Below are 22337 nucleotides of genomic sequence, written 5' to 3' on the forward strand. Positions count from 1 at the left end.
TTCGTCCAGCCCTGCGATGCTCGTCCGGTGACACGCCGACGGGCACCGGGATGACGGAGATCCTGCCGCCGGGCGCGCCGCGGGATCCGCACAGCGCCGCGGATCCCGGGCGGCCGCCGACGACCGGGGCGACCGGGGCGACCGGGTCGGCAGCGGCGGAGGGCCCGGACGGGGAGATCGCCCTCCGCCTGCGCGCCGGGGACCCGGAGGCGCTGCGCCTGGCCTACGACCGGCACGCGCGGGTGGTCCACACGGTCGCGCTGCGGGTGCTGCAGAGCCACCACGACGCCGAGGACGTCACCCAGCAGGTCTTCGTGCGCGCCTGGCGGGGCCGCGGCGGCCTCGACCCGGAGCGCGGCGGGCTCGGCCCCTGGCTGATCGGGATCACCCGGCGGCAGATCGCCGACCGGCTGGCCCTGCGCGAACGGGAGCGGGCGGCCGCCGAGGGGGCGGTGCGGGCGGGGCCGCCACCCCCGGTGGGGCCGCGGCCCGAGCAGGTCGTCGACGTCGTCGTCGTGGCCGACGAGCTGGACCGGCTGCCCGAGACGCAACGTAGGGTGGTCCGGCTGGCCTTCTACGACGACCTCACCCAGCAGCAGATCTCCTCGGTGACCGGGCTCCCGCTGGGCACGGTGAAGAGCCACCTCCGACGCGGGGTGGACCGGATGCGACGACGATGGGAGGCGGGCGGTGCGGCACCCGGGGCCTGACGAGCTCGTCGCCGCCGCCCTGTCGAACCGGAACCCGGATCCGGGGACCGACGCGCACCTGCGCGGGTGCCCCACCTGCCGGGCCGAGGTCGAGGCGCTGCGGGGCACCGCGCAGCTGGCCCGCGAGGGTGCCGACCGGCCGCTGCAGGACCCGCCGCCCGCCGTGTGGGAACGCGTCGTCGGCGAGCTCGGCCCCGAGCTGTCCGGCGGCCCCGCGGCGCCCCCGGACGGGCCCGGCACCGTCATCACGCTGCCCTCCCGGCGCCGCGGCCCCCTGCTCCTCGCCGCGGCCGCGCTGGTCGTGGGGCTCGCAGGCGGGGTGGGCCTCGGGCTGACGCTGGGCCCCGGCGACCCGGAGGTCCCCGACGCGCCCGGCACCGTGCCGCTGGTCGCGCTGGACCCCGGCTCGGGGACGACCGGCAGCACCGGCCTCACCGAGATCGGCGGGCGCCGGGTGCTGACGGTGGCGCTGGAGCGCGGGTCGGTCCCGTCCGGCGGCTACCTGGAGGCCTGGCTGATGGACGAGGGCGCCACCCGGCTCTACGCGCTGGGCGGGCTCACCGCCGACGGCCCGGACCGCTGGACGGGCCGGTTCGTGCTGCCCCCGGACCTCCCGCTCGACGTCCTGGACACGGTCGACGTGTCGGTCGAGCACTTCGACGGCGACCCCGGCCACTCCGGCCAGAGCCTGGTCCGGGGCCGCACCACCTAGCGTGAGGATCTGGGCAGAGCGCGGGTTCCCGGGTCACGACGCTTCCGGTCGCCGCGCGCTGGGCCGGGAGAACCCCGGCTTCTCTCCCGGATCACGATCTGTTGGCGCCGGCAGTGGACGCTCGTTCGACGGGCGCTCGCGGCGCTCGTCGGCAGATGCCCTACCCGGCGACGTTCATCGCAACCCTTCCCGCCCCGTCGGCGTCTGGGCGGTGCGGGTCGGAGCCGGTGATCGTGTACGGCCCGGCGAGTTCGGAGCAGTCGAGGTCCGGCGGGGACAACGGGACACAGTCGCATCAGTGCAGCTCAGAGGATCGTACGACGCACCAGTGGCATCACAGGAATCAGATGGAGGCCACGAAGGAGGCCCCGAAGTCAGCCGCTCCATCGTGCATCGACTTGAGAAGGCGAAGGGCTGAGGAGCCGGGTCGTCCGGACCGAGGGTCACAGTCATGACCCGTGGATGCGAAGGCGTGGCCGTCGCGAGGGTGTCCTTCACGAGTGGCGAACCCTGCGGTCGAGCGGGTCAGGGCGGTGCCGCCTGTTCGCCCGGTGCCCCGTCCGCACCGACGGCGTCGTCGACGGTGTGAAACACGCCGTGCCGGAAGGCTTCGGGGACGGCGGTACGCATGACGTCGCGGACCTGGCCGATGTCGCGGGCGATGCGTAGGTCGATTCCGTTCCGGCGCAGCGAGCCCGCCAGCTGGGCGAGCATCTGCGCGGCAGTGATGTCGATGAACGGGCTGGTCTCCGCGTCCAGGACGACGACCCGGGTCTCGGGCTCGCACAGGCGCTCTATCCGAGCCCGGACGTGGTCGCTGTTGGCGAAGAACAGTCCGGCCTCGACCCGGACGACGACGTTGCGTGGGTCCGGATGGTGCCCGTCCTGACGGTCGACATCGAGCCAGACGTCTCCCAATTTCGCCAACCGTGCGACGTGCGGGCGAGACACCCGGTACAGCAGCAACGTCATCGACGCCGCGATGCCGATGAACAGCCCGGGCAGGGTGTCGAACACCAGGACGCCGAGCAGCGTGGCGATCGCGGCGGCGAAGTCGGCCCGAGCGGCGAGGCCGTAGATGCTGCCCAACCGCACGGTCCACACGCGGTACAGCCGTCGCAGCGACGCGACGTCGACGAGCTCGACCACGGCTGCGATGACGACCGCGGACAGGGTCGCCTCGGGGAGTCGTTCGAACAGTCCGGTCAGGAGCAGCAGGGTGAGCACCGTCAGTACGGCCACCACCAGACCGCTGACCTGGGTCCGCGCGCCCGCGGCACCGTTGACCGCGGTCTTGGACAGGCTGCCGTTGACGACCATCCCCGAGCACAGTCCGGCGCCGAGGTTGGCCGCCCCCAGGCCGGCCAGCTCGTGGTTCGCGGACACCTCGTAGCCCGCCTTGACCGCGTACGTCTTCGCCGCGCCGAGTCCCTCGGCGAACCCGACCAGCAGGACGCCCACCGCCGGCCCGACGAGACCCAGATAGCCGTCCGGACCGATTCCGGTGGGCAGCCCGACCGTAGGGAGGCCCGGCTCGATCGGCCCGACGATGTCGACACCCCGGGTGTCGAGGTGGAACGCCGCGGTCACGGCGATGGCCAGCACCACCACGACGAGCGAGCCCGGCACCACCGGCAGCCACCGCCGGAGGACGAGGACGGCGGCCAGGCTCGCCCCGCCGACCAGCACCGTCAGCCCGTCGACGTCGCCGAGGTGGGAGATCGTGTCCCAGAGCTGCTCGAAGAAGTCGCCGCCGGTCTTCGGCACGCCCAGCAGTGTCGGGACCTGGCCGATCACGATCGTCAACGCCAGCCCGACGATGAACCCCTTCAGCACCGGCTCGGAGATGAGCGAGGCGATGAACCCGAGCCGGATGAGGCCCGCGAGCACTCCGAGGACCCCGACGACGAGCCCGAGCGCTGCGGTCAGCGCCACCAGCCGAGCCGGGTCGCCCGCGGCCAGTGGGGCGACGATCGCGGCGGACAGCGCGGCCGTGGCCGACATCGGCCCGACCACGAGGTGCCGGGAGCTGCCCACCGCCGCGTACAGGACGAGCGCTGGCACCGCCGCGTACAGGCCCACCACCGGCGGCACCCCGGCGATCGTCGCGTACGCCAGCGCCTCCGGGACCAGGACGGCCCAGACCGTCAGCCCCGCCACCACGTCGGGTCTGAACCAGGCCTTCCGGTAGCCGCGCAAGGACCCGAACACCGGCCAGGTCCCGCCGTCAGAGCCCGCTGACACCCTTGCCCACCAGCACCGCACCGATCACCAGGATCAACGTGGCCATCACTGCCGCGTTGTTGTCCTGCAGCCACTTCCTGGCCGACTCCAGAGGCCCGCTCATCCGCTCGGCCGCGACGAGGTGGGCGATCACCGGGATGGCCACGGTCGACGACGCGATCACGGTGAACACCGCGACCGCGGCAACGTCGCCGCCCACGCCCACCGCGGTGGAGCCGATGATCACCCCTGCACCCGCGGCCATGATCAGGTTCTTCGGGTTCACGGCGGACAGCAGGAAGCCGAGACCGAGAGCCTTGGCGAAGGTGAAGTCGTCGATGGCGGCCATCCACTTCGGGGCCTCGTGGTGCCCGCCCCGGCCGCGCCACTGGCGGATCCCGACCAGGACCAGCAGCACACCGAGACCGATCTTGATCCACGACGCCAGGGCCGACGGCTCGCCCCCTGTCTGCAGCGTGCCCGCCAGCACCGTGAAGACGGACGTGGCGACCACGACCCCCAGCACCCAGCCGAGCAGAAACCCCGTACTGGTGCTCCCCGCCCGTGCCGAGAACAGCATCAGGATCGCGGCGATGATCGGGATCGGGGACACCGCGACACCGAACGCCAGCGGCAGGACCTCGCCGATCACCGCGCCCATCGTCGATCCCGGCCGCTCAAGGCGTGACGATCGCGAAGCTCGGGTCGGGATCGTCGGCGAACCCGACGATCATGGCGAAGGTCTTCGGGTCTCCGTCGAACTGCACGCCGTTGGGCCCGGCTCCGGCGAGCATGCCCAGCAGCTGAGCCCTGGTCAGGGTGACGACGAGGTCGGCGGGTGCCGTCCGCGTCGTCGGATGATGGGTGAGCACCCCGTTGGACAGGTCCATCCGGTAGGTCTCGCCGGTGTCGGTGAAGTGCCAGCGGACCGACGCGGTGGCATCCCACGCGCGCTTCCCGTCGATGCGGATGGCGAGGCTGTCGAACAGCTGGGTGATGGTCAGTGCCGAGACCATGCCGGCCGAGCTGACCCCGGCGGTCACGACCATGCCCCGCAGCTCCTGCGCGCCGGTCAGGTAGTTGTTGCGCCAGGTGCCGCACTCGGCCCCGTGGCCGAGCCGGGTGAACACGTCGGCGAGCAGGGCCCGAGCGGCGTCGTGGGAGGGCTCGGCGAACACGGCGTGACTCGCCAGCTCGGCGGCGAAACGCAGGTCCCCGGCGTCGGCGAACTCGCGCGCCCGGGCGACCGTGGCGTCGATCCCGCCGATGATCCGGACGTACCGGTCGGCGGCGGCCTCGGGCGGGTGCTGCCACAAGTGCGCCGGGTTGCCGTCGTACCACCCGAGGTAGCGCTGGTAGATCGCCTTGACGTTGTGGCTGACCGAGCCGTAGTAGCCGTGGTGTGCCACGCGGCGTCGAGGGCCGGGGGCATCTCGATCACCTCGGCGATCTCGCTGCCGACAAGGCCCTGGTTCATCAGGCGCAGGGTCTGGTCGTGCAGGAACGCGTAGAGGTCGCGCTGCTCGGTCATCAGCGTGACGACCGCGTCCGCACCCCAGGTCGGCCAGTGGTGCGAGGCGAACGCGACGTCGGTGTGGTCGGCGAACAGGTCGATGGCCTCGCTGATGTATCGCGACCAGCTGCGCGCGTCGCGGACCTCGGCGCCCCGCAGCGTCAGCAGGTTGTGCAGGTTGTGGGTGACGTTCTCGGCCAGGCACAACGCGCGCTTGTCGGGGAAGTGGAAGTTCATCTCCGACGGCGCCTCGGTGCCGGGGGTGATCTGGAAGTCGATCCGGACCCCGTCGAGCGTCTCCTGCTGGCCGGTGTAGGTGATGTCCAGCGTGGGCGCGAGCAGACCCACGGAACCCGTGGACGTGCCCGGCCCCAGCCCGACCCCGATCGTGCCGGCGGCACCGACCGGCAGGCCCATCCCGGTGTGGTACATGCCGCGGCGCAGCATCGCGGCGCCGGCGTAGACGTTCTCCGAGACCGCATGCTCCAGGAAGCCGGCCGGCGCCACGATCGGGACGTCGGTGTCGGCGTTGACCACACCGAGCACGCCGCCGAAGTGGTCGATGTGGGAGTGGGTGTAGATCACCGCCGTCACCGGCCGGTCACCGCGGTGCGTGCGGTACAGCGCGAGCCCGCCCGCGGCCACCTCGGCCGACACCGCGGGGTCGATCACGATCACTCCCGTGTCGCCCTCGACCAGGGTCATGTTCGACAGCTCGATGCCACGGAGCTGGTAGATGCCCTCGGTGACCTCGAACAATCCTTGGATAGCGGTGAGCTTGCTCTGCCGCCACAGGCTCGGATGAACCGTGTCGGGACAGTCGCCGGCCGTCGCCCGGGTGTACGCGTCGGCGTCGTACACGACCCTGCCGTCCGCGGCGGTGATCACCCCGGGCTCCAGACGCGCGACCAGACCCCTGTTCGCATTATCGAAATCGGCCAGGTCGGTCAGATCAGCAGGCACGCTGCCCCTCCGCGTCACGAGTCCGGATGCGGACGGACCGTCGCAAACCCTCCGACGGCGTGGCGTCACCCGGACGGGGTGATCGCGCTCCTGGAGCGCACGAATCTCCGGACCGCTTGAATGGAGAAGGTCGCCACGCGCGAGCGGCCACCGTTCACTCCTTCCCGCCGCCGGAACCGGCATCCCAGACACCGAGTGGACCAATGGCCGTCACAGCCTGGGCGGACGGCATTGGCCCACTCATGCCACTGGTGCACGCAATGACCCACGCACACTCGGGGAGGCCACGCCGTAGCGCCCTGACCAGCGACGATGGGTCGACTAGAGGCCACACAGTCGTCACGGCGGTGAACCGGGGCTCTTCACAAGCCTCTGACCTGCGTAAATGGAGCCGCCTTGGGGAGTCGAACCCCAGACCTACGCATTACGAGAATTCTCCTCTGCGGGGCCAGGACAGGAACCAGTCACATCAGCGCAGCTCAGCGGCACGCGATGAGGCATCAGGAGCATGACGGGATCCAGTTGGAGACCACGAAGGAGGCCACGCGGTCGCGCTCGTCTGCGTGAGCCCCTGTAGGTTCCACCCGGAACGAGACATCGCCGTCGCCGCAGTCCGGCCGGCAATCGGCGTGATCGCTGCAGCTACTTTGGTCTCGCCTTACTGCCGCGCTGCCGCTCGAGCTCCCGTCTGCCGTAGGTCGCCTTCCGGACGGCCTCCTCGCTCTCGAGGCTGGAGCCGAGTGCCCCGGCCACGATGCCGACCGAGCTCGCCAGCCACACCAGCTTGAGGTAGGCGCCGAACGAGGGGGGTCGGTGCAGCTGCGAGGAGAAGTAGCCGGGATCGATCAAGGCGAGCGCCGCGAGCAGCCCGGCGAGGTAGAGGAGCACGTACATGCAGGTGACGCCGAAGATCATCGTGATCGCGGTGGCGGCGTTGTAGAGCACCGCCTTGGCCCGGGCGTCCCGGTCGTCCGGGCGGTCCCAGAGGTGGTTGTAAGCGATCAGCCAGGTCGCCATGGCCAGGATCGCGACCACGGAGATGAGCAGCAGCCGCAGCGGCGACAGCGAGGCCGCCATCATCCAGAAGCTCGTGGTCACGATGGCGTAGGCGCCGGTCGCGGCGGCCGCAGCGGTGGCGCTGGACAGGTGCGGGACCAGCCGCCACGGGCGGTTGTCGCGCACCATCCCGGCGAGCAGCCGCAGCCTGCCGCGCGGACCGACCAGGGCGAGATGTGCGTCGGTGTCCTCCTCGGCGCTGATGTGGCGCAGCGGGCTCAACCGCGGGATCTCCGGGGGGCGTTCGCCGTCGGAGCGGTGTTCGTTCCCGGTGAGGGCCCGCACGAGGTGGACGATGGCCCGCCGCGCCCGCCGGCGCACGCGCAGCGCGCCGAGCCCGGGCAGCGAGACCATCCCGCTGCGCGCGCGCCCGACCAGGACGGTGGCGACGGGGCGAGTCCCGACCCGGCGGGGCAGGTCGGTCACCACGATCATGACGTCCCACTCCTGGCGCTCGCGGTGCTCCCGCGCGAGCGACTCCAGCGGGACCAGGCCCTGCTCGTCGAGCGGGATCTCGCGGGTCTCGCTGCTCACGACCCACTCGGTCGCGTCGTCGACCTGCGCGGCCAGCACCCCGGACAGGTCGGGTACGAGGGCGGCGGCGAGATCGGTAGGCACACCGGGATCGGCCAACAGGCCGACCCGGACCCGGCGGCCGCCTGGCTGCCCCTCTCGGGTGGACCCGCCGCCGCCCGCCCAGTCGGGCGAACGGTCACGTGCTCGGTCGTCCATGGCGCCCCTCCTTGGCTCGTCGAAGCGCTGGCGCCTCCGATGCGCGCGCGCCCCCTGATGCACGCGTCGCTTCCGGGGCAACGGCGACTTGGTTGGTGGCAGGGCGGACCCGCCCGCCACCCTCCCCGGGCGGTAGCCCCATCAGGGTGTGAGGACGACCTTCTCGCAGTCCTCCTGCTTGTTCTTGAAGATGTCGTAGCCGCGCGGTGCCTCCTAGGGGCAGCCGGTGGGTGATGACCCGCGTCGGGTCGAGCTCGCCGCGCTCGATCCGCCGCAGCAGCGGCGTCATGTACCGCTGCACGTGGCACTGTCCCGTCCGCAGGGTCAGTACCGGTACACCTCTGATAGAGGTCTGCGCACCGTCGTCGTCGCTGTCAGATCTATCGAGCCTCCTTGGGCGTTCAGGTCCGGTCGACACGGCCGTTGCAGACAAGAGGGACTGCAACAAACGCAGCAACTACCACCCGCACGCCGTTGCACACCTGTACCGGCGAGGCAACTCGGACCGATCCGCGGCATACCCGCGCAGCGCGCTGCCGCCCGGTCATACTTGAGACGAACCTGCATCATCGAGCGTGCCGGCGCCGGCGTCGTTCTCGCCCGGCAGGCGACGTCCTGCCACTGCCGGGACGTCGCGCACCCGGGTTCGGCAGCCTCGGCATGCGGCCTAGCCGGAATGATCTCGGTCAGGTGGTTGCGGCGGCGGGGGTCACGTCTGATGTCACGACACACCCGCGCTGAGCGGCGGCGAGGAACTTCCCGCTTGCACGGAGATCGACGATCATGACTGAGAGGCTGTGAAGGGAGTCTTCGTGGCATCACCGAAGAAGTACCCCGCAAGTCGAATGCTCGCCACGACAGCTGGCATCACCGGAATGTGAGCGCATAGGGGGTCGATCACGGCCTGGGCCCGCCACTTATGCCCAATACTGCCTCTGTCGCTCGGGATGACGTACGCACAGTGAGGGAGGCCACGCTGCATGGCGCTGACCAGCGCAAATGGATCAGAAGGAGGCGACGCAGGTACGGGCGAAGTCGAAGATCGCTCGACAAGCCGCTGACCTGCGAAAATGGAGCCGCCTTGGGGAGTCGAACCCCAGACCTACGCATTACGAGGCAACCGGTGTGCGTCGCTCAGCGCTCTACCAGCACCGATCGCGCGGCTCACGGCACCCGACGCTCTGATCGACCACGGTGAACTCCTCACCCATGCCACGAGCCATGCCATCAACTGAACGCGGTTCAGACGATGTCCTCCGGTCTCTCGGAGCCCATCGACCTTCGGCGGCCTCGCTCGCGATGCCGGGCGTCGCGGCGGCCCGACTCGTTGCCGTCGCGGTCAAGAAGCCGTGCGCCGTCACAACGTCCTCGTCAGCTCCACCCGGCCGCATGACAACGTCCTCAAGGTCCGGCCGCCGATCGCCCTCGGCGAGGGCCACGTGCCCACGTTCGCGGACGCGCTGCGCGTCGCCCTCGAGGAGCTCCCGTCGTCCGGTTGAGCAACCATCCGGCTGGGTCACGCCGTTCGTCTCACGACCGGGCTCGGGCGTCATCCACCCAGGGCGTCGGCCCGCTCCTGACCGATGTCGACGGCGTCCAGGACCGCCCGTCCGGTGTCGTCCAGCTCGACCGCCGGGGCACCGCAGGCGAGCCGCAGGTGCTTCTCCGAGGTCGCGCCGACGACGACGGTCGTCACTCCCGGTCGACCGAGCAGCCACACGATCGCCGCCTGGGACGCGGGCAGGCCGACGGACGCCGCGGCGGCCTCAAAGCGTCCGGCGGCCTCGATCTCGTCGTCGGAGAAGCCGCTCCCGCCCCACCGGGCGTGCCCGCTCCAGCTTCGCTCGGCTGCCGCGCGGCCGGCGAGCAGTCCCATGCCCAGCGGGCTGTACGCCGCCAGCCCCATCCTCGCCCGTTCCAGCACGGGGACGAGATCGTGCTCGACGGAGCGGTCCGCGAGGTTGTAGCGCGGTTGGTGGACGATCGGCGCGTGCGCCCCGAGGGCCGCCGCCGTCGCCACCACCTCGGCCGTCTGCGCCCCGGTGTAGTTCGAGACGCCCCAGCTTCCGATGTCACCCCGATCGACGAGGTCGCTGAACACCGACACGGTCTCCTCGAGCGGCGTCTGCGGGTCCGGCAGGTGGGCGTAGTAGACGTCGATCCGCTCGCGGCCCAGGCGCCGGCGGCTGACGGCCAGCTGCTCCTCGACGTGCTCGCGCGTCAGCAGGCCCCGCCACTCACTCGTCGGACGGGCCTCCCCGAGCGGCTCCCCGACCTTGCTCGCCACGACGACCTCGTCGCCTGCTCCGCGCAGGGCGCGGCCCAGGAGCTCCTCCGACGAGGCCCGGTCCTGCCAGCGCGGGACCCCGGGCCAGGCATACCCCGGCTGGTTCCCGTAGGAGTTGGCAGTGTCGAAGTAGGTCACTCCGAGGTCCCTCGCCAACCCCACCAAACCTGCCACGTCGTCCTCGCGTGGTGAGAGCCCGAATGTGGCTGTCCCGAGCGCGACGCGGGACACCTCGACCCCCGAAGCGCCCACGGTGGCGTATTCCACGACTGGTCCCTCTCTGGTCTACGGACGGACGACACACCGCACCTCGCGGCCGCAGCCACGTCCGGGCTCCTCAGGCTCGACCATCGGGCGGCCGCGGCCCAGCCCGCTGTTCTGCCCAGCAAACCGAAGGCGCAGAAGTTCGCCGCGCGTTCCCCTGAGCGGACCGACGCGCGTCACCGGGGCCGGGCGCCTTCCTACGCTCGCACCACGAGTTCCGAGGAGGCGCAGTACATGAGTTCGCCATCGCCGTTCGTCACCAGCAACGGCCTGACCGACCAGTCGGCCGGCCGGTCCGTGGTAGTCGACGGCACGCCGATGCACTACCACGACATCGGTGAGGGCGAGCCGATCCTGTTCCTGCACAGCTACGGTCCGGGGTCGAACGCCTGGATCACGTGGCACAAGGTCGTCCCGTACTTCGCCGCGCGCTACCGCTGCATCCTCATGGACCTGGTGAACTACGGGGAGAGCGGGCCGCGCGTCTTCCAGGAGCAGATCCATGGGCTGCACGCCCGGCAGGCCAAGGGGCTGCTCGACGCGATCGGGATCGACCGCGTCGACGTCGTCGGCAACTCCCAGGGCGGTCAGACGGCGTTCGCCTTCGCCTACACCTATCCCGAGCGGACGAAGAAGCTCGTATGGGGCGCGGGTCACGTCGGCACCAACCGCGGCTACCGCAACGAGTACCTGATGGCGATCGAGCCCGAGGAGGGCCTTCGCGCCACCCTCGAGGTGATCGAGGACCCGAGCGCGAAGAACTTCGAGCGCTACCTCAAGGTGCACATCGACGACCCGGCCCTGGTGACCCCGGAGCTCGTCGAGTACGTGCGGGACACCTACCTGTCACGCCCGGACATTCTGGAGGCGTCCGGCAAGAGCTTCTCGACGCCGCACGACCATGCCCCGGAGATGGCCGAGCTCGAGGCCGAGACCCTGATCATCTGGGGCCGCAACGACCGTATGTGCACGTTCGAGATCGGGATCAACGCGCTCAACCTGACACGCAACTCGCGCCTCGTCGTCCTGCGCGACACCGGGCACTGGGTCCCGTTCGAGAAGCCGGCCGAGTACGCGGCGCACGTGCTGTCGTTCCTCGACGGCTACCTGCAGAAGCCGGCCGCCGGCTGACCGCCTCTCCCCTGCCGTTCCACCCCTGCGAGCACAAGGAGTTCGATGACTGCGACGACCACCGGCGCCGAGGAGCTCGGCGCACCTCCCGGCAGGTTCGTGCCCGCCGGAGACTACGAGCTGTTCGTCTCCGAGGTCGGCGAGGGCGGTCGCCCCACCGTCTTCCTGCACGGCGGCGGTCCCGGCTGCACGTCGTGGACCGACTTCGGGGTCGCCGTCCCCTACTTCGACGACCGCCGGTGCGTGCTGGTCGATCTGCTGAACTTCGGCTACTCGAGCGCCGCGGAGTACCCGGCCGACAAGTGGGCGTTCCACGCGAAGCACGTGGCCGCCGCCCTGGAGAACCTCGGGATCGAGAACGCGGACTTCGTCTGCAACTCCCAGGGCGGTTCGGTGGCCCTCGTGCTGGCAGCCGACTACTCCCACCTCGTGCGCAAGGTCGTGCTGAGCGGCAGCGAGCCGCTGTTCCGGGGGCGCGGAGCGCTCACTGCGGAACTCGGCGACCTCATCGGGCAGCTGGTCACCGACTTCACCGAAGGTGAGGGCCCGACCCGGGAGAAGATCCGCGAGATCATGATCAAGCTCGAGTACTGGGACCCGGCCGCGGTGAACGAGACGACGCTCGACCTGCGCTGGCACTATCTGCAGCAGCCCGGCCCGGCGTCGACCTGGGGCAGCGGCAGCGTCCGTGCCGGTGACCCCGAGGATCTGGAAGCGCTTCTCGCCGAGGTGAAGCGCCGCGTGCTCGTGCTGTGGGGTCGTTACGACGTCTTCGGCACGCCGGCCTATGCGCTGTCCATCGCCGACGCCGTCCCCTACGGCGACGTGTTCCTCATGGACCAGGCCGGCCATCACATGGAGGAGGAGCGCCCGCAGGACTTCGCCGCCATCGTAAAGACCTGGCTCGACCTCCCGGCCGACACCAACCAGTAGTCCAACACCGGCAGCTCGACGACACCGTCCCGCCGGCACCGAGTCCCGGTGCCGGCGGGACGTTTCGTTTCCGCACCGGCGTCACGAGCCGGCGATCTCAGCCCGTCGGGGACCTCATGGTGTCGGCGGCCTCGGAGTCGAGGATGCGGGCGGCGGCGAGCGCCCCGAGGAGCGCGAACACCGCGGTGGCGAGGTAGGCCAGGCGGAAGCCGCCGCTCGCGAGCGACGTCAAGAGGATCGTCGCGGCGGCGACGCCGATCGCGGTGGCGACCTGCCGGTTGACGTTGAGAATGGTGGACGCCGATCCCATGTGCTCCGGACCGACCTGGGCGAACATCGATGCCTGCAGGGCGACCATCGCGCTGCCGTTGGTGAGACCGGCGAGGAACATCAGCCCGCACAGCACCCACATCGGGGTCGAGCCCCCGAACAGCGCCAGGCAGAGGCAGATCGCCCCCAGCAGGCCGAGGCCGACGACGGACATCAGACGCGGACCGAACACGTGATAGCGCCGTCCTACCGTCTGGGACGAGATGACCACACCGAAGGGGACCAGCGACATCACCAGACCGGCCTGCAACGGGGAGGAACCAGCCGTCTCCTGCAGGAAGATCGGCGTGATGAACAGGATGCCGCCGAGGAAGGTCGCCGTCTGGAACGCGGTGGCGATGTTGGTCTGCCGGAACAGCCGGCCGCTGAGCAGCCGCAGGTCGAGCAGCGGTGCGCTGCTCCGCAGCTGCACCACCACCGACACGGCCAGGGCCGCAGGACCGAGGACGGCGAGCACGAGGACGGCGGGCGAGGCCCAGCCCCACTCGGGTCCCTGCGTCAGGGTCAGCAGCACCGCCGCGAGCCCGACCCCGGCGAGCAGGTAGCCCCGCAGCTCGAAGCGACCCGGGTTGCCCGGCGGGTCGCGCGGCAGACCGAGGGCGATCAGCGCCATCGTGGCCAGGCCGACGGGGAGGTTGACCAGGAACGCCCAACGCCACGAGAGGTGCTCGACCAGGAACCCGCCCAGCGGCGGGGCGAGGGCCGGCCCGACCGCTATGGGCAGCAGCAGCGTCCGGACGAGCCGCGCACGCTGCTCGGGTGGGTAGATGCGGTACAGCATCGAGGTCGCGACGGTCATGACCAGCCCACCCGACGCGCCCTGGACGACGCGCAGGCCGATGAGCTCGGGCAGGTTCTGGGCAACCCCGCACAGCCCGCTCGCCACGGTGAACGCCCCGAGGGACACCTGGAACACCCGCCGGTCGCCGTACCGCGTCGCGAGCCACCCCGACGCCGGCATAGTGATCGCCAACGCCAGCACGTAGGCGAGCACGGTCCACTGCACCGCGGAGAGCCGGCTGTCCAGCTCGACCGTCAGCGTCGGAAGCATGACGTTGACGACGTGCGTGTCCAGCGCGGCCATGAGCAGGCTTGCCACGTAGGCGACGGCGACCGCCGCCCGGGCGGAGGCCCGGCGTCGCCGGAGAGCGTCGATGGTCCTGGCGATCACCACCCCCGTAGATTTCGGACCTCGTCCGAGAGGGTCAACGCGCCCGGTTCGCTCACCGGAACCAGCGATCCGGACGGCGGCGCAGACCGCTGAGCGGACCGGCCCGGCGGACGGGAAGGGCCGCCTTCCCTAGCGTCACGCCCGCGACACACTGCCCGCCCGGCCCCGAGGAGCGCCTCCATGACGACCACGACGATCGCCGAGTCCCTGGGTGCGCCCGCCGGACGGCTGGTCGCCGCCGGCGAGCACAAGCTGCACGTGGCCGAGGTCGGCGAGGGCGGTCGCCCCACCGTCTTCCTGCACGGCGGCGGCCCGGGGTGCACCTCGTGGACCGACTACTGGCCGACCATCCCGTACTTCGCGGCCGACCGGCGCTGCGTCCTGGTCGACATGCTCAACTACGGCTACTCCGACGCGGTGCCGTCGATGGCGAAGAGCTGGACCTTCCAGGGCGACCACGTCGCACTGGCCCTGCAGGACCTCGGCATCGGGTCGGCGGACTTCGTCTGCAACTCCGTCGGCGGCTCTGCCGCGCTCGCGCTCGCGGCGCGACACCCGGAGCTCGTGCGCCGGCTCGTGCTCACCGGCAGCGAGCCGATGCACCGCGGCGCGGGCCCGCTCACCCCGGAGCTCGGCGCGCTGACCCGCGAGCTCGTCGGCGGCTTCACCCAGGGCGAGGGGCCCACCAAGGAGAAGATCCGCGAGATCATGATCAGGCTGGAGTACTGGGACCCGGCCGCCGTCGACGAGAACAACCTCGAGCTGCGCTGGCACTACATGCAGCAGCCCGGCCCGCACTCCACGTGGGGTACGGCCGAGAACATGATGAGCGGCACGCCCGAGGACCTCGAGGAGCTGATGCGGACCGTGCAGGCGCCGGTCCTCGTCTTCTGGGGCCGGCAGGACGTGTTCGCCACTCACGAGTACGCGAAGTCCATCGCAGACACCGTGCCGCACGGTGACTTCTACCTGATGGACAACGCCGGCCACCACATGGAGGAGGAGCGGCCCCGGGACTTCGCCGGACTGGTGAAGGCGTGGCTGGACATGCCCGTCGACGGGGAGTGACGAGGCCGTGACTCGCCCCTCCTGACGAAACCTGCGGACCCGAGCGGGTCACGTCGATGACATCTGAACGGGTGAGACTCTCTCCGGAGGTGATCACGGGCTGTGACTCCCCCCATCGCACGGCCCGACGACATGATTTCGATCGCCGAGGCGCGTGCCTTGACCGAACCGCAGCCCGCGGCAGGACATGACGAGCCTCCGCGCGCTGGCGCGGAGACCGTGGTGGACAAGATCCGCAAAGTCGTCGAGACGATCGCCCACCACGGTCCGATCGGGCTCTCGGCCCTCGCGCGCGAGGCCGGCGTGTCGAAGACCACGGTGCACCGGCTGTCGGGCGAGCTACTCGCCTGGGGCGTGATCGAACGGGTCGAGGGCCGGTTCGTCGTGGGCCGGCGCATGGCCGAGCTGGGCCAGCTGGTGACGCCCCGGGAGTCGCTCCGGGAGATCGGTCATCCCTTCGCCGTCGAGCTGTTCGCCCAGTTCCGCCTGCCCGTGACCGTGTCCGTGCGGCAGGGTCTCGACGTCCGCTGCGTAGCCAAGATCTCCGGCACGGTCGACGAGGCGACGGGCTGGATGGGCGTCGGCACTCGCGCGCCCCTGCACTGCACGGCGGCGGGCAAGGCCATCCTCGCGTTCAGCCCGCCCGAGCTGTTCCGCGCGGTCGTGGCACGCCCCATGCGCGGGGTGACGCCGTTCAGCACCGTCGCGCCCACCAAGCTCGCGCTGCAGCTGCGCGACGTCCGCCGCGCCGGCTACTCCGTGGTGCGCCGGGAGGTCCACGTCGGGGCGAGCTCCATCGGGGTGCCGGTGATCGACCGGCACGGGACGGTCGTCGGTGCGTTCGCGATGCCGCTCCCGGCACGCCCCGAGCAGGCCGTCGAGCTGCAGCGCAGCATCAAGCAACAGGCGGCGCGGCTGGCGGCCCAGCTCCCCTGAGCCGCGCGGAAACAACACCGACATGCTGTTTCCGGCACGCAAACCCTCACGTCGGAGGTCCGGCTAGCGGAACGCGTCCGGCACGCGCTCGAGGCGGGCCGACTCAGGATGTCCCCCGAGGGCAGGTCCTTCCACTTCGGAGACACGCCCTGGCCGCCGAACGAGAGGGGACACGAGATGACCGACAGCACGGCGCCTTTCATCCGGCTCACCGGGATCTCCAAGTCCTTCCCCGGCGTGCGAGCGCTCGACGACGTGTCACTGGACATCAACGCCGGCGAGGTGCACTCGCTCACCGGGGAGAACGGGTCTGGGAAGTCGACGCTGGCGAAGATCGTGAACGGCACCCACCAGCCCGACGCGGGCACGATAGAGATCGACGGTGTGCCCACGGTGGTCACGAAACCGGCCAAGGCCCTCGCGCTGGGGATCGTGTCGATCAGCCAGGAACTGACCCTGGCGTCGTCGTTGTCGGTGGCGGAAAACATCTTCCTCGGGCGCATGCCGCGGACCCGCTGGGGGACGGTGGACTGGGACCGGTGCGTGCGGGACGCTCAGGCCGTCCTCGACGACCTGCGGGTACACGTGGACCCGCGCACTGCGGTGCGCGACCTCAGCCTCGAGCTGCAGCAGGAGATCGAGATCGCGCGGGCGATCTCCAGCAACGCACGCCTGCTCATCCTCGACGAGGCCACGAGCTCGCTCTCCGAGGCCGCGACCGACCGCCTGCTGGAGATCGTCGAGGAGCAGCGCGACCGCGGCGTCGGGGTGCTGATGATCTCGCACCGGATGCCGGAGCTGTACCGCTCCTGCTCGGTCGCGTCGGTGCTGCGGGACGGCAGGCTGATGGGGACCGTGCCACTGCCGGAGACCCCGGAGGACGCCCTGGTGCGCCTCATGGTCGGCCGCGACCTCGACGACTACTTCGGCTCCCGCGACGTCATCCCGGACGCCGTCGCGCTGAAGGTCACCGACCTGCACACCCTGGACGGCGCGCTGCTTCCCACCTCGTTCGAGGTCCGCCGCGGAGAGATCCTCGGCGTGGCCGGCCTCGTGGGGTCGGGCAAGGCGGAACTCGGGATGGCCCTGGGCGGCGCGATCCCCTCCGAGGGCTCCGTTGAGGTCGGAGGCCGGGAGGTCTCCATCACCAACCCGCGTCAGGCCGTGAGCAACGGGGTCGGCTACGTCCCCGACGACCGGAAGGGTCAGGCGATCCTGCCGAACCGCAGCGTGGCCGAGAACTTCGCGCTCGCGTGGCGGGGCACGCTGTCCAAGCTCGGCGTGCTGCGGGTCCGTCAGGAGGCCAAGCTCGTGCGGGACGGCATGACGCGCTACGGCGTGGCCGCCGCCAACGAGAACGTCAGGATCTCGACGCTGTCCGGCGGTAACCAGCAGAAGGTGGTGCTGGGGCGCACGTTCGCGCGGGGCTGCACCGTCTTCGTCCTCAGCGAGCCCACCCGCGGCATCGACGTCGGCTCGAAGAGCCAGGTGTACGCACTGCTGCAGGAGCAGGTCAGCGAGGGCGCCGCCGTCGTCTTGATCTCCTCGGAGCTCCCCGAGATCCTCGGCCTCGCCGATCGCGTCATCGTGTTCCACCGCGGCAGCGTCCACGCCGAGTTCGCCGCCGAGGGTCTCGACGAGGAGACCGTTGCCGCAGTTGCCGTGTCCGGGCGCCCGCAGCCCGCCGCCGCTTAGTCGCACCGCTCTCGAGAAGGATCGTCATGACTCTTTTGGACAAGGATCCCGTCCTCTCCGCGGAGACCTCGCCGGCGGACGTCGCGCCCGCCAGGCGCCGCCCGCGCCTGTCGCTCGGTCGCTTCACCGGAGTCGTCATCGCGCTGGTGGTGGTCTGCGTGTACCTCGCGCTGACCCAGCCGGTGTTTCTCAGCTGGGGCAACATCACCAACATCGTCGCGTCCAACAGCGTGATCCTGCTGCTGGCGCTGGGTGCCACCTTCGTGATCATCGGTGGTGGCTTCGACCTGTCCGCCGCCTCGGCGCTGAGCGCGACCGGCATGGTGCTCGGGCTCGCGCTGCAGGCCGGGCTCCCGGCCTGGGTCGCGATCGCGTCGCCGATCCTTGCGGGCCTGGTGATCGGCCTGGTCCAGGGCGTCCTGATCAGCTACGTGAAGATCTCCATGATCGTCGTCACGCTCGGGTTCATGTCGATCCTCGCCAGCTTCGCGCTGATCGTGAACAAGGGCGCGACGATCAGCGTCTACGACACCCCCGGCTTCGACCCGATCTACCAGTTCGTCAACGGCACCGTCGGGCCGATCCCGCTGCTCATGATCTTCGACGCGGTCGTGCTCCTCGTGGCGGCGTTCGTGCTGCGCTACACCGCCTTCGGCCGCTCGCTGTTCGCCATGGGCTCCAACCCCGAGGCCGCGCGGCTGAACGGCATCAACACCGCGATGATGGTGCTGTTCGTCTTCCTCATCGCCGGCCTCGCCGCCGGGCTCGCGGGGATGGTCTCCGTGGGGCGGCTCACCGGCGCCGCCGCGGCATCCGACCCCACCCTGCTGATGACGGCGATCGCCGCGGTGCTGATCGGCGGCACCGCCTTCACCGGTGGCGAGGGCGGGGTGCTCGGCACGATGATCGGTGTCCTGTTCCTCGGCGTGATCCAGAACGGCATGACGCTGAGCGAGATCCCGGCGTTCTGGCAGGGCACGGTGAACGGCGCCATCCTCATCCTCGCGGTCGGCATCGGTGTCCTGCGCGATCGTGGGATCCGGCTGCGACGCAAGGCCATCACGAGCAAGGTCGGCTGAGCGGACCTCCTACCTCGGCCCGTGGCGATCCTGCGCCGCGCACCGGGCCGACTGCACGACCAGATCGATCCGAAGCGCTCCCACCGCCCGGTCCCCGAACCACATCTTGGAGATTCGCGTGAGAAAGACACTGGCCGCAGCGGCCGCAGCGGGTGCCGCCCTGGTGCTGGCCCTGACGGGCTGCAGCTCGTCGACCGCACCCACCACCTCCGGGAGCGGCTCGGCCGCCTCGGGCACCGGCGACGGCAGCTTCAAAGCCGGGACCAAGTTCGGCTACGCGGCCCCGGTCGCCGCCCAGCCGGGCCAGCAGCAGTTCGACTCGGGCGCGAAGGCCGCGTCGGCGTCGGTCGGCTGGGAGTACACGATGTACGACTCGAACATCAACCCCAGCACGCAGATCTCCAACATCACCACGATGATCCAGCGGCAGATGGACGTGGTCGGCTCGTGGACGCTCGACCCGGGCGCGACGGTCGGCATCTACAAGCAGGCGGAGAACGCGGGCATCCCGATCGTCGGCGTCAACTCCGAGGGCGAGGGGATCTCGGCGACCCTCTGGCAGGAGTCCTCGACCTGCGCGCCCGGCGGACCCATGGAACAGTCCGCCGCGCTGTACGCCAAGGCGCACCCGGGTGGTGACATCATCACGGTGGGTCTCGACGGCGTTCCGTCGATCGACGCCGTGGTGAAGTGCTTCACCGAGGCGGCGAAGGCGGCCGGGCTGAATATCGTCAGCCACGTGTCGAACACCACCGACCAGGCGGCCGGCGCGCAGAAGCTCGTCGCCGACCTGCTCACCCGCTACCCGGACGTCGGCGGTGTGTGGGCGTACAACGACGCCTCGGCGCTCGGGGCCTCGGCCGCCGTGATCGCGGCAGGCAAGACCGTCTACGACATGAGCAACGACGGGGTGGTCGTCACCGGTTCCAACGGTGACGCCGACGCCGTGAAGGCGGTCCAGGAAGGTCGCCTCACCGGCACATGGGACCCGAACAACCCGGAGGCGGGGTGGCTGTTCGTGAAGCTGGCCAACGAGGTCCTCAACGGTACGGCGCCGAAGAACACGGTCCTCAAGTCGACGTTCGTCACCAAGGAGACGATCGGCCAGTACGTGCCCCCGGCCGACCGGCAGATCACCTTCGACACGCTGGACTACACGACGTCGAACTGAGCGCGCCCGATCCACGCGGACGCCCCTCGGTGCTCCGGCACCGAGGGGCGTTCGTGCGTCCGAGAGCAGGAGATCCCCATGTCCGACGGCACGATCGGCGCCGTCCCCACCACGTCGTCCACCCCGGCACCCACCGCTGATCCCCCGCACCGCCGGCGCCACCGCTGGGTGCTGATCGCGGTCCTGGGCCTGATGGCCGGAACGGCACCGCTGTCGATCGACATGTACATCCCCGGCCTGCCCGAGATGGCGCAGGGGTTCGGGGTCGGCGACGTCGAGGTCCAGCTCACCCTCACGGCGTTCCTCATCGGCCTCGGAGCCGGTCAGCTGGTGATCGGGCCGCTCAGCGACTCGCGCGGTCGGCGGACCCTGCTCCTGGTGGGCACGGTCGGGTACATCGCGTTCTCACTACTGTGCGCGGTGGCCCCATCGGTCGGCGTGCTGGTCGCGGCACGCTTCTTCCAGGGCCTGCTCGGTGCCGCGGGCGTCGTCCTGTCGCGGGCGGTGCTCGCGGACCGGTTCTCGCTGCAGGAGGTCCCGCGCTACTTCAGCTACATGGCGATGGTGTCCGGCGTCGCCCCGGTCCTCGCCCCCTTCGTGGGGGGCGTGATCGTCGGGCTGGCCGGGTGGCGGACCGTCTTCGGTGTGCTCGCGGGCATCGGTGCCGTGCTACTCGTCGGCATCCTCGCGTTCGTCCCGGAGTCCCTCCCGCGGGAGCGCAGGACGTCCGGGGGGATCCACCACAGCTTGGCGGCGATGTGGCGGCTCGCGCTGCGGCCGTCGTTCCTCCGCTACCTCGCAGCCGGCACCTTCACCGCGTGCGCGCTGTTCGCCTTCATCTCCGGTGCGGCGTTCGTGTTCCAGGAGATCTACGGCCTGTCGCCCACCGGCTACGGCGTCATGTTCGGCAGCAGCTGCGTCGGGATGGTCGGTGCGGGGTTCGCCTTCGGCAGGCTGGCCCGGCGGTTCGGGGTCGACCACCTGCTGCGGGCGGGCGTGCTCGTCGCCCTCGGCGGGACGCTCCTGCTCCTGGTGACCTGGCTGTGCGGGGCCGACGGGCTCGCCGTCGCGTGGATCTCCTTCGCCGTCTTCATGATCGGCATGGGGATTGTGACCCCGGCGGTGATCACTTCGGTGCAGCGTGAGGGGGGCGACTCCGCCGGCGCCGCCTCCGCGCTGTTCGGCGGTGCTCAGTTCGGGATCGCCGCGCTCGCCACCCCGGTCATCGGGCTGCTCGGGTCCGGGGTCGGCGCGCTGGCCGGGGTGTGCGCCACGGCGACGACGCTCGCGGCGCTGAGCCTGCTGGCCGGTCGCCGGCGCTGACCGGTCCTCAGAGCCCGTTGCGCCGAAGGAAGAGCTCGACCTGGTCGGCGAACTCGGCGGGCCGCTCGACCGGGGGCCAGTGGCCGCAGCGGTTGAGGGCCACCAGGTCGGCCTGCGGCACGTAGCTGCTGATCATCAGGCCCTGCTCGAACGGCACCATGCGGTCGAACCGGCCGTGGATCACCAGCATCGGGACCGTGATCTCCGGCAGGAGCGCCATGTTGCTGTGGGCCACGCTCACCGACGCCGCCCCGGCGTGCAGGTGCTCGGGGTGCTCCTTGCGGAAGGCCATCGTGTCGGCCACCAGCTCGTCGGTCACCATGGCAGGGTCGTGGAACAGCGTGCGCAGGAACCGCCGCAGGGCGCCCTCGTCGTCGGGTGCCTCCGCGAGGTCGGCGGCGGCGACCCCCGACTCGGACGGGAACGGTGCGAGCAGGTAGGGGTCACCGCCCGTCGAGGCGTGGCAGGCACCGACGACCAGGCCGGTGACGCGCTCGGGCGAGCTCAGCGCGAGGACGATCCCGGTGGTCGCCCCCATCGACGTCCCGACGACGGGTGCCGCGGCGATCCCCTCGGCGTCCATGGCCGCCGCCACCGCGCGGGCGGCGGGATCGTGCGCCGGCTCGTGGAAGGTCAGCGGCCCGGTCCGCCCGAAGTTGGGCAGGTCCACCGCGATGCACCGGCGGCCGGCGCCCAGCCGCTCGAGGACGCCGGCGTAGGTCAGCCAGGCCGTGGTGCCGGGTTGTGGGCCCCACGCCGCGACGAGCACCAGCGGTGGACCGTCGCCGACGGCGACGTAGTGCACCGGCCCGTCCGGACCCGTGGTCGAGCGGGCGAACTGCGGCGGGGCGTCGAGCAGACCCACGTGGCACCTCCAGAGAGATCGGCGAGCGCGACTGTCCCCCGGCATCGTCGCGCGGTCAACGACGGTGATCCGCTCGACGGACCGTCGGCGATCGCCGGACCGGGTCCGGCCACCGGACCGGGACGGTGGGTCACGGCGACACTCGTCCGTAGCGTGAGTGCATGATGAGCACGAT

General features: G+C 70.9%; 18 protein-coding genes and 1 pseudogene. 11 read left to right on the forward strand and 8 right to left on the reverse strand.

Translation table 11 applies throughout. The features are described from left to right. Window positions 1-50 precede the first annotated feature (50 nt). Together ACQP04_RS35480 and ACQP04_RS35485 are read left to right on the forward strand one after the other, a co-directional pair. Entirely contained in the window at window positions 51-710 is a 660-nt protein-coding gene (locus ACQP04_RS35480; RefSeq protein WP_433504796.1) for an RNA polymerase sigma factor, read from the forward strand. Next, window positions 691-1422, forward strand: coding sequence for an anti-sigma factor domain-containing protein (locus tag ACQP04_RS35485; RefSeq protein ID WP_433504797.1), 732 nt, complete (start codon window positions 691-693; stop codon window positions 1420-1422). Before ACQP04_RS35480 ends, ACQP04_RS35485 begins: the two co-directional genes overlap by 20 nt. Before the next feature lie 525 nt (window positions 1423-1947). On the opposite strand, the gene ACQP04_RS35490 is transcribed toward ACQP04_RS35485, so the two are convergent. The 5 genes and pseudogenes from ACQP04_RS35490 to ACQP04_RS35510 form a co-directional block, all read right to left on the reverse strand. Further along, window positions 1948-3666 carry a SulP family inorganic anion transporter gene (locus ACQP04_RS35490; protein WP_433504798.1) on the reverse strand — a complete coding sequence of 573 codons (1719 nt, stop codon included), beginning with the start codon at window positions 3664-3666 and terminating at the stop codon, window positions 1948-1950. Further along, window positions 3650-4306 carry a GAP family protein gene (locus tag ACQP04_RS35495; RefSeq protein ID WP_433504799.1) on the reverse strand — a complete coding sequence of 219 codons (657 nt, stop codon included), beginning with the start codon at window positions 4304-4306 and terminating at the stop codon, window positions 3650-3652. Before ACQP04_RS35495 ends, ACQP04_RS35490 begins: the two co-directional genes overlap by 17 nt. Window positions 4307-4322: 16 nt before the next feature. Next, entirely contained in the window at window positions 4323-5363 is a 1041-nt protein-coding gene (locus tag ACQP04_RS35500) for an alkyl sulfatase dimerization domain-containing protein (protein WP_433508501.1), read from the reverse strand. Next, window positions 5276-6304, reverse strand: a pseudogene (locus ACQP04_RS35505) (MBL fold metallo-hydrolase); the annotation flags it as partial. The gene ACQP04_RS35500 and the pseudogene ACQP04_RS35505, both read right to left, overlap by 88 nt. Before the next feature lie 459 nt (window positions 6305-6763). Further along, window positions 6764-7909, reverse strand: a complete 1146-nt coding sequence (locus ACQP04_RS35510; RefSeq protein WP_433504800.1) for a hypothetical protein — start codon at window positions 7907-7909, stop codon at window positions 6764-6766. Between the two features lie 1349 nt (window positions 7910-9258). Between ACQP04_RS35510 and ACQP04_RS35515 the strand changes: the two genes are divergently transcribed. Beyond that, complete coding sequence (locus ACQP04_RS35515; protein WP_433504801.1) at window positions 9259-9408, forward strand: hypothetical protein; 150 nt, start codon at window positions 9259-9261, stop codon at window positions 9406-9408. Window positions 9409-9458: 50 nt separating this feature from the next. On the opposite strand, the gene ACQP04_RS35520 is transcribed toward ACQP04_RS35515, so the two are convergent. Then, a complete protein-coding gene (locus tag ACQP04_RS35520) occupies window positions 9459-10463 on the reverse strand; it encodes an aldo/keto reductase (protein WP_433504802.1) in 1005 nt (334 codons plus the stop codon). A gap of 231 nt (window positions 10464-10694) precedes the next feature. Between ACQP04_RS35520 and ACQP04_RS35525 the strand changes: the two genes are divergently transcribed. Next, window positions 10695-11591, forward strand: a complete 897-nt coding sequence (locus ACQP04_RS35525) for an alpha/beta fold hydrolase (protein WP_433504803.1) — start codon at window positions 10695-10697, stop codon at window positions 11589-11591. A 45-nt stretch (window positions 11592-11636) separates the two neighbouring features. Continuing rightward, window positions 11637-12524 carry an alpha/beta fold hydrolase gene (locus tag ACQP04_RS35530; RefSeq protein WP_433504804.1) on the forward strand — a complete coding sequence of 296 codons (888 nt, stop codon included), beginning with the start codon at window positions 11637-11639 and terminating at the stop codon, window positions 12522-12524. Window positions 12525-12621: 97 nt separating this feature from the next. On the opposite strand, the gene ACQP04_RS35535 is transcribed toward ACQP04_RS35530, so the two are convergent. Further along, on the reverse strand, window positions 12622-14025 hold the full coding sequence (locus ACQP04_RS35535) for a DHA2 family efflux MFS transporter permease subunit (RefSeq protein WP_433504805.1): 1404 nt from the start codon (window positions 14023-14025) through the stop codon (window positions 12622-12624). 180 nt (window positions 14026-14205) lie between these two features. On the opposite strand from ACQP04_RS35535, the gene ACQP04_RS35540 reads away from it, so the two are divergent. The 6 genes from ACQP04_RS35540 (at window position 14206) to ACQP04_RS35565 (ending at window position 21297) form a co-directional block, all read left to right on the forward strand. Further along, on the forward strand, window positions 14206-15093 hold the full coding sequence (locus ACQP04_RS35540; protein WP_433504806.1) for an alpha/beta fold hydrolase: 888 nt from the start codon (window positions 14206-14208) through the stop codon (window positions 15091-15093). 222 nt (window positions 15094-15315) lie between these two features. Beyond that, window positions 15316-16029, forward strand: a complete 714-nt coding sequence (locus tag ACQP04_RS35545) for an IclR family transcriptional regulator (protein ID WP_433504807.1) — start codon at window positions 15316-15318, stop codon at window positions 16027-16029. 177 nt (window positions 16030-16206) lie between these two features. Next, a complete protein-coding gene (locus ACQP04_RS35550) occupies window positions 16207-17724 on the forward strand; it encodes a sugar ABC transporter ATP-binding protein (protein WP_433504808.1) in 1518 nt (505 codons plus the stop codon). 26 nt (window positions 17725-17750) lie between these two features. Beyond that, complete coding sequence (locus tag ACQP04_RS35555; RefSeq protein WP_433504809.1) at window positions 17751-18803, forward strand: ABC transporter permease; 1053 nt, start codon at window positions 17751-17753, stop codon at window positions 18801-18803. 118 nt (window positions 18804-18921) lie between these two features. Beyond that, the gene (locus ACQP04_RS35560; protein WP_412831631.1) at window positions 18922-19974 is read left to right on the forward strand and encodes a sugar ABC transporter substrate-binding protein; all 1053 of its coding nucleotides are present in this window, start codon (window positions 18922-18924) and stop codon (window positions 19972-19974) included. Window positions 19975-20052: 78 nt separating this feature from the next. Further along, entirely contained in the window at window positions 20053-21297 is a 1245-nt protein-coding gene (locus tag ACQP04_RS35565) for a multidrug effflux MFS transporter (RefSeq protein WP_433504810.1), read from the forward strand. Between the two features lie 7 nt (window positions 21298-21304). On the opposite strand, the gene ACQP04_RS35570 is transcribed toward ACQP04_RS35565, so the two are convergent. Continuing rightward, window positions 21305-22162, reverse strand: a complete 858-nt coding sequence (locus ACQP04_RS35570) for an alpha/beta fold hydrolase (RefSeq protein ID WP_433504811.1) — start codon at window positions 22160-22162, stop codon at window positions 21305-21307. Between the last annotated feature and the right edge of the window lie 175 nt (window positions 22163-22337).

This window comes from Pseudonocardia halophobica (genome assembly GCF_050948485.1).
In the GTDB taxonomy this organism is placed as follows: Bacteria; Actinomycetota; Actinomycetes; order Mycobacteriales; family Pseudonocardiaceae; genus Pseudonocardia; species Pseudonocardia halophobica.

What these genes read in the sequence shown, in the direction of transcription:
- ACQP04_RS35525 (WP_433504803.1), top strand. Translation starts at nt 10,695, where the DNA reads ATGAGTTCGCCATCGCCGTTCGTCACCAGCAACGGCCTGACCGACCAG.
- ACQP04_RS35555 (WP_433504809.1), top strand. Translation starts at nt 17,751, where the DNA reads ATGACTCTTTTGGACAAGGATCCCGTCCTCTCCGCGGAGACCTCGCCG.
- ACQP04_RS35510 (WP_433504800.1), bottom strand. Translation starts at nt 7,909, where the DNA reads ATGGACGACCGAGCACGTGACCGTTCGCCCGACTGGGCGGGCGGCGGC.
- ACQP04_RS35495 (WP_433504799.1), bottom strand. Translation starts at nt 4,306, where the DNA reads ATGGGCGCGGTGATCGGCGAGGTCCTGCCGCTGGCGTTCGGTGTCGCG.
- ACQP04_RS35550 (WP_433504808.1), top strand. Translation starts at nt 16,207, where the DNA reads ATGACCGACAGCACGGCGCCTTTCATCCGGCTCACCGGGATCTCCAAG.
- ACQP04_RS35530 (WP_433504804.1), top strand. Translation starts at nt 11,637, where the DNA reads ATGACTGCGACGACCACCGGCGCCGAGGAGCTCGGCGCACCTCCCGGC.
- ACQP04_RS35480 (WP_433504796.1), top strand. Translation starts at nt 51, where the DNA reads ATGACGGAGATCCTGCCGCCGGGCGCGCCGCGGGATCCGCACAGCGCC.
- ACQP04_RS35540 (WP_433504806.1), top strand. Translation starts at nt 14,206, where the DNA reads ATGACGACCACGACGATCGCCGAGTCCCTGGGTGCGCCCGCCGGACGG.
- ACQP04_RS35565 (WP_433504810.1), top strand. Translation starts at nt 20,053, where the DNA reads ATGTCCGACGGCACGATCGGCGCCGTCCCCACCACGTCGTCCACCCCG.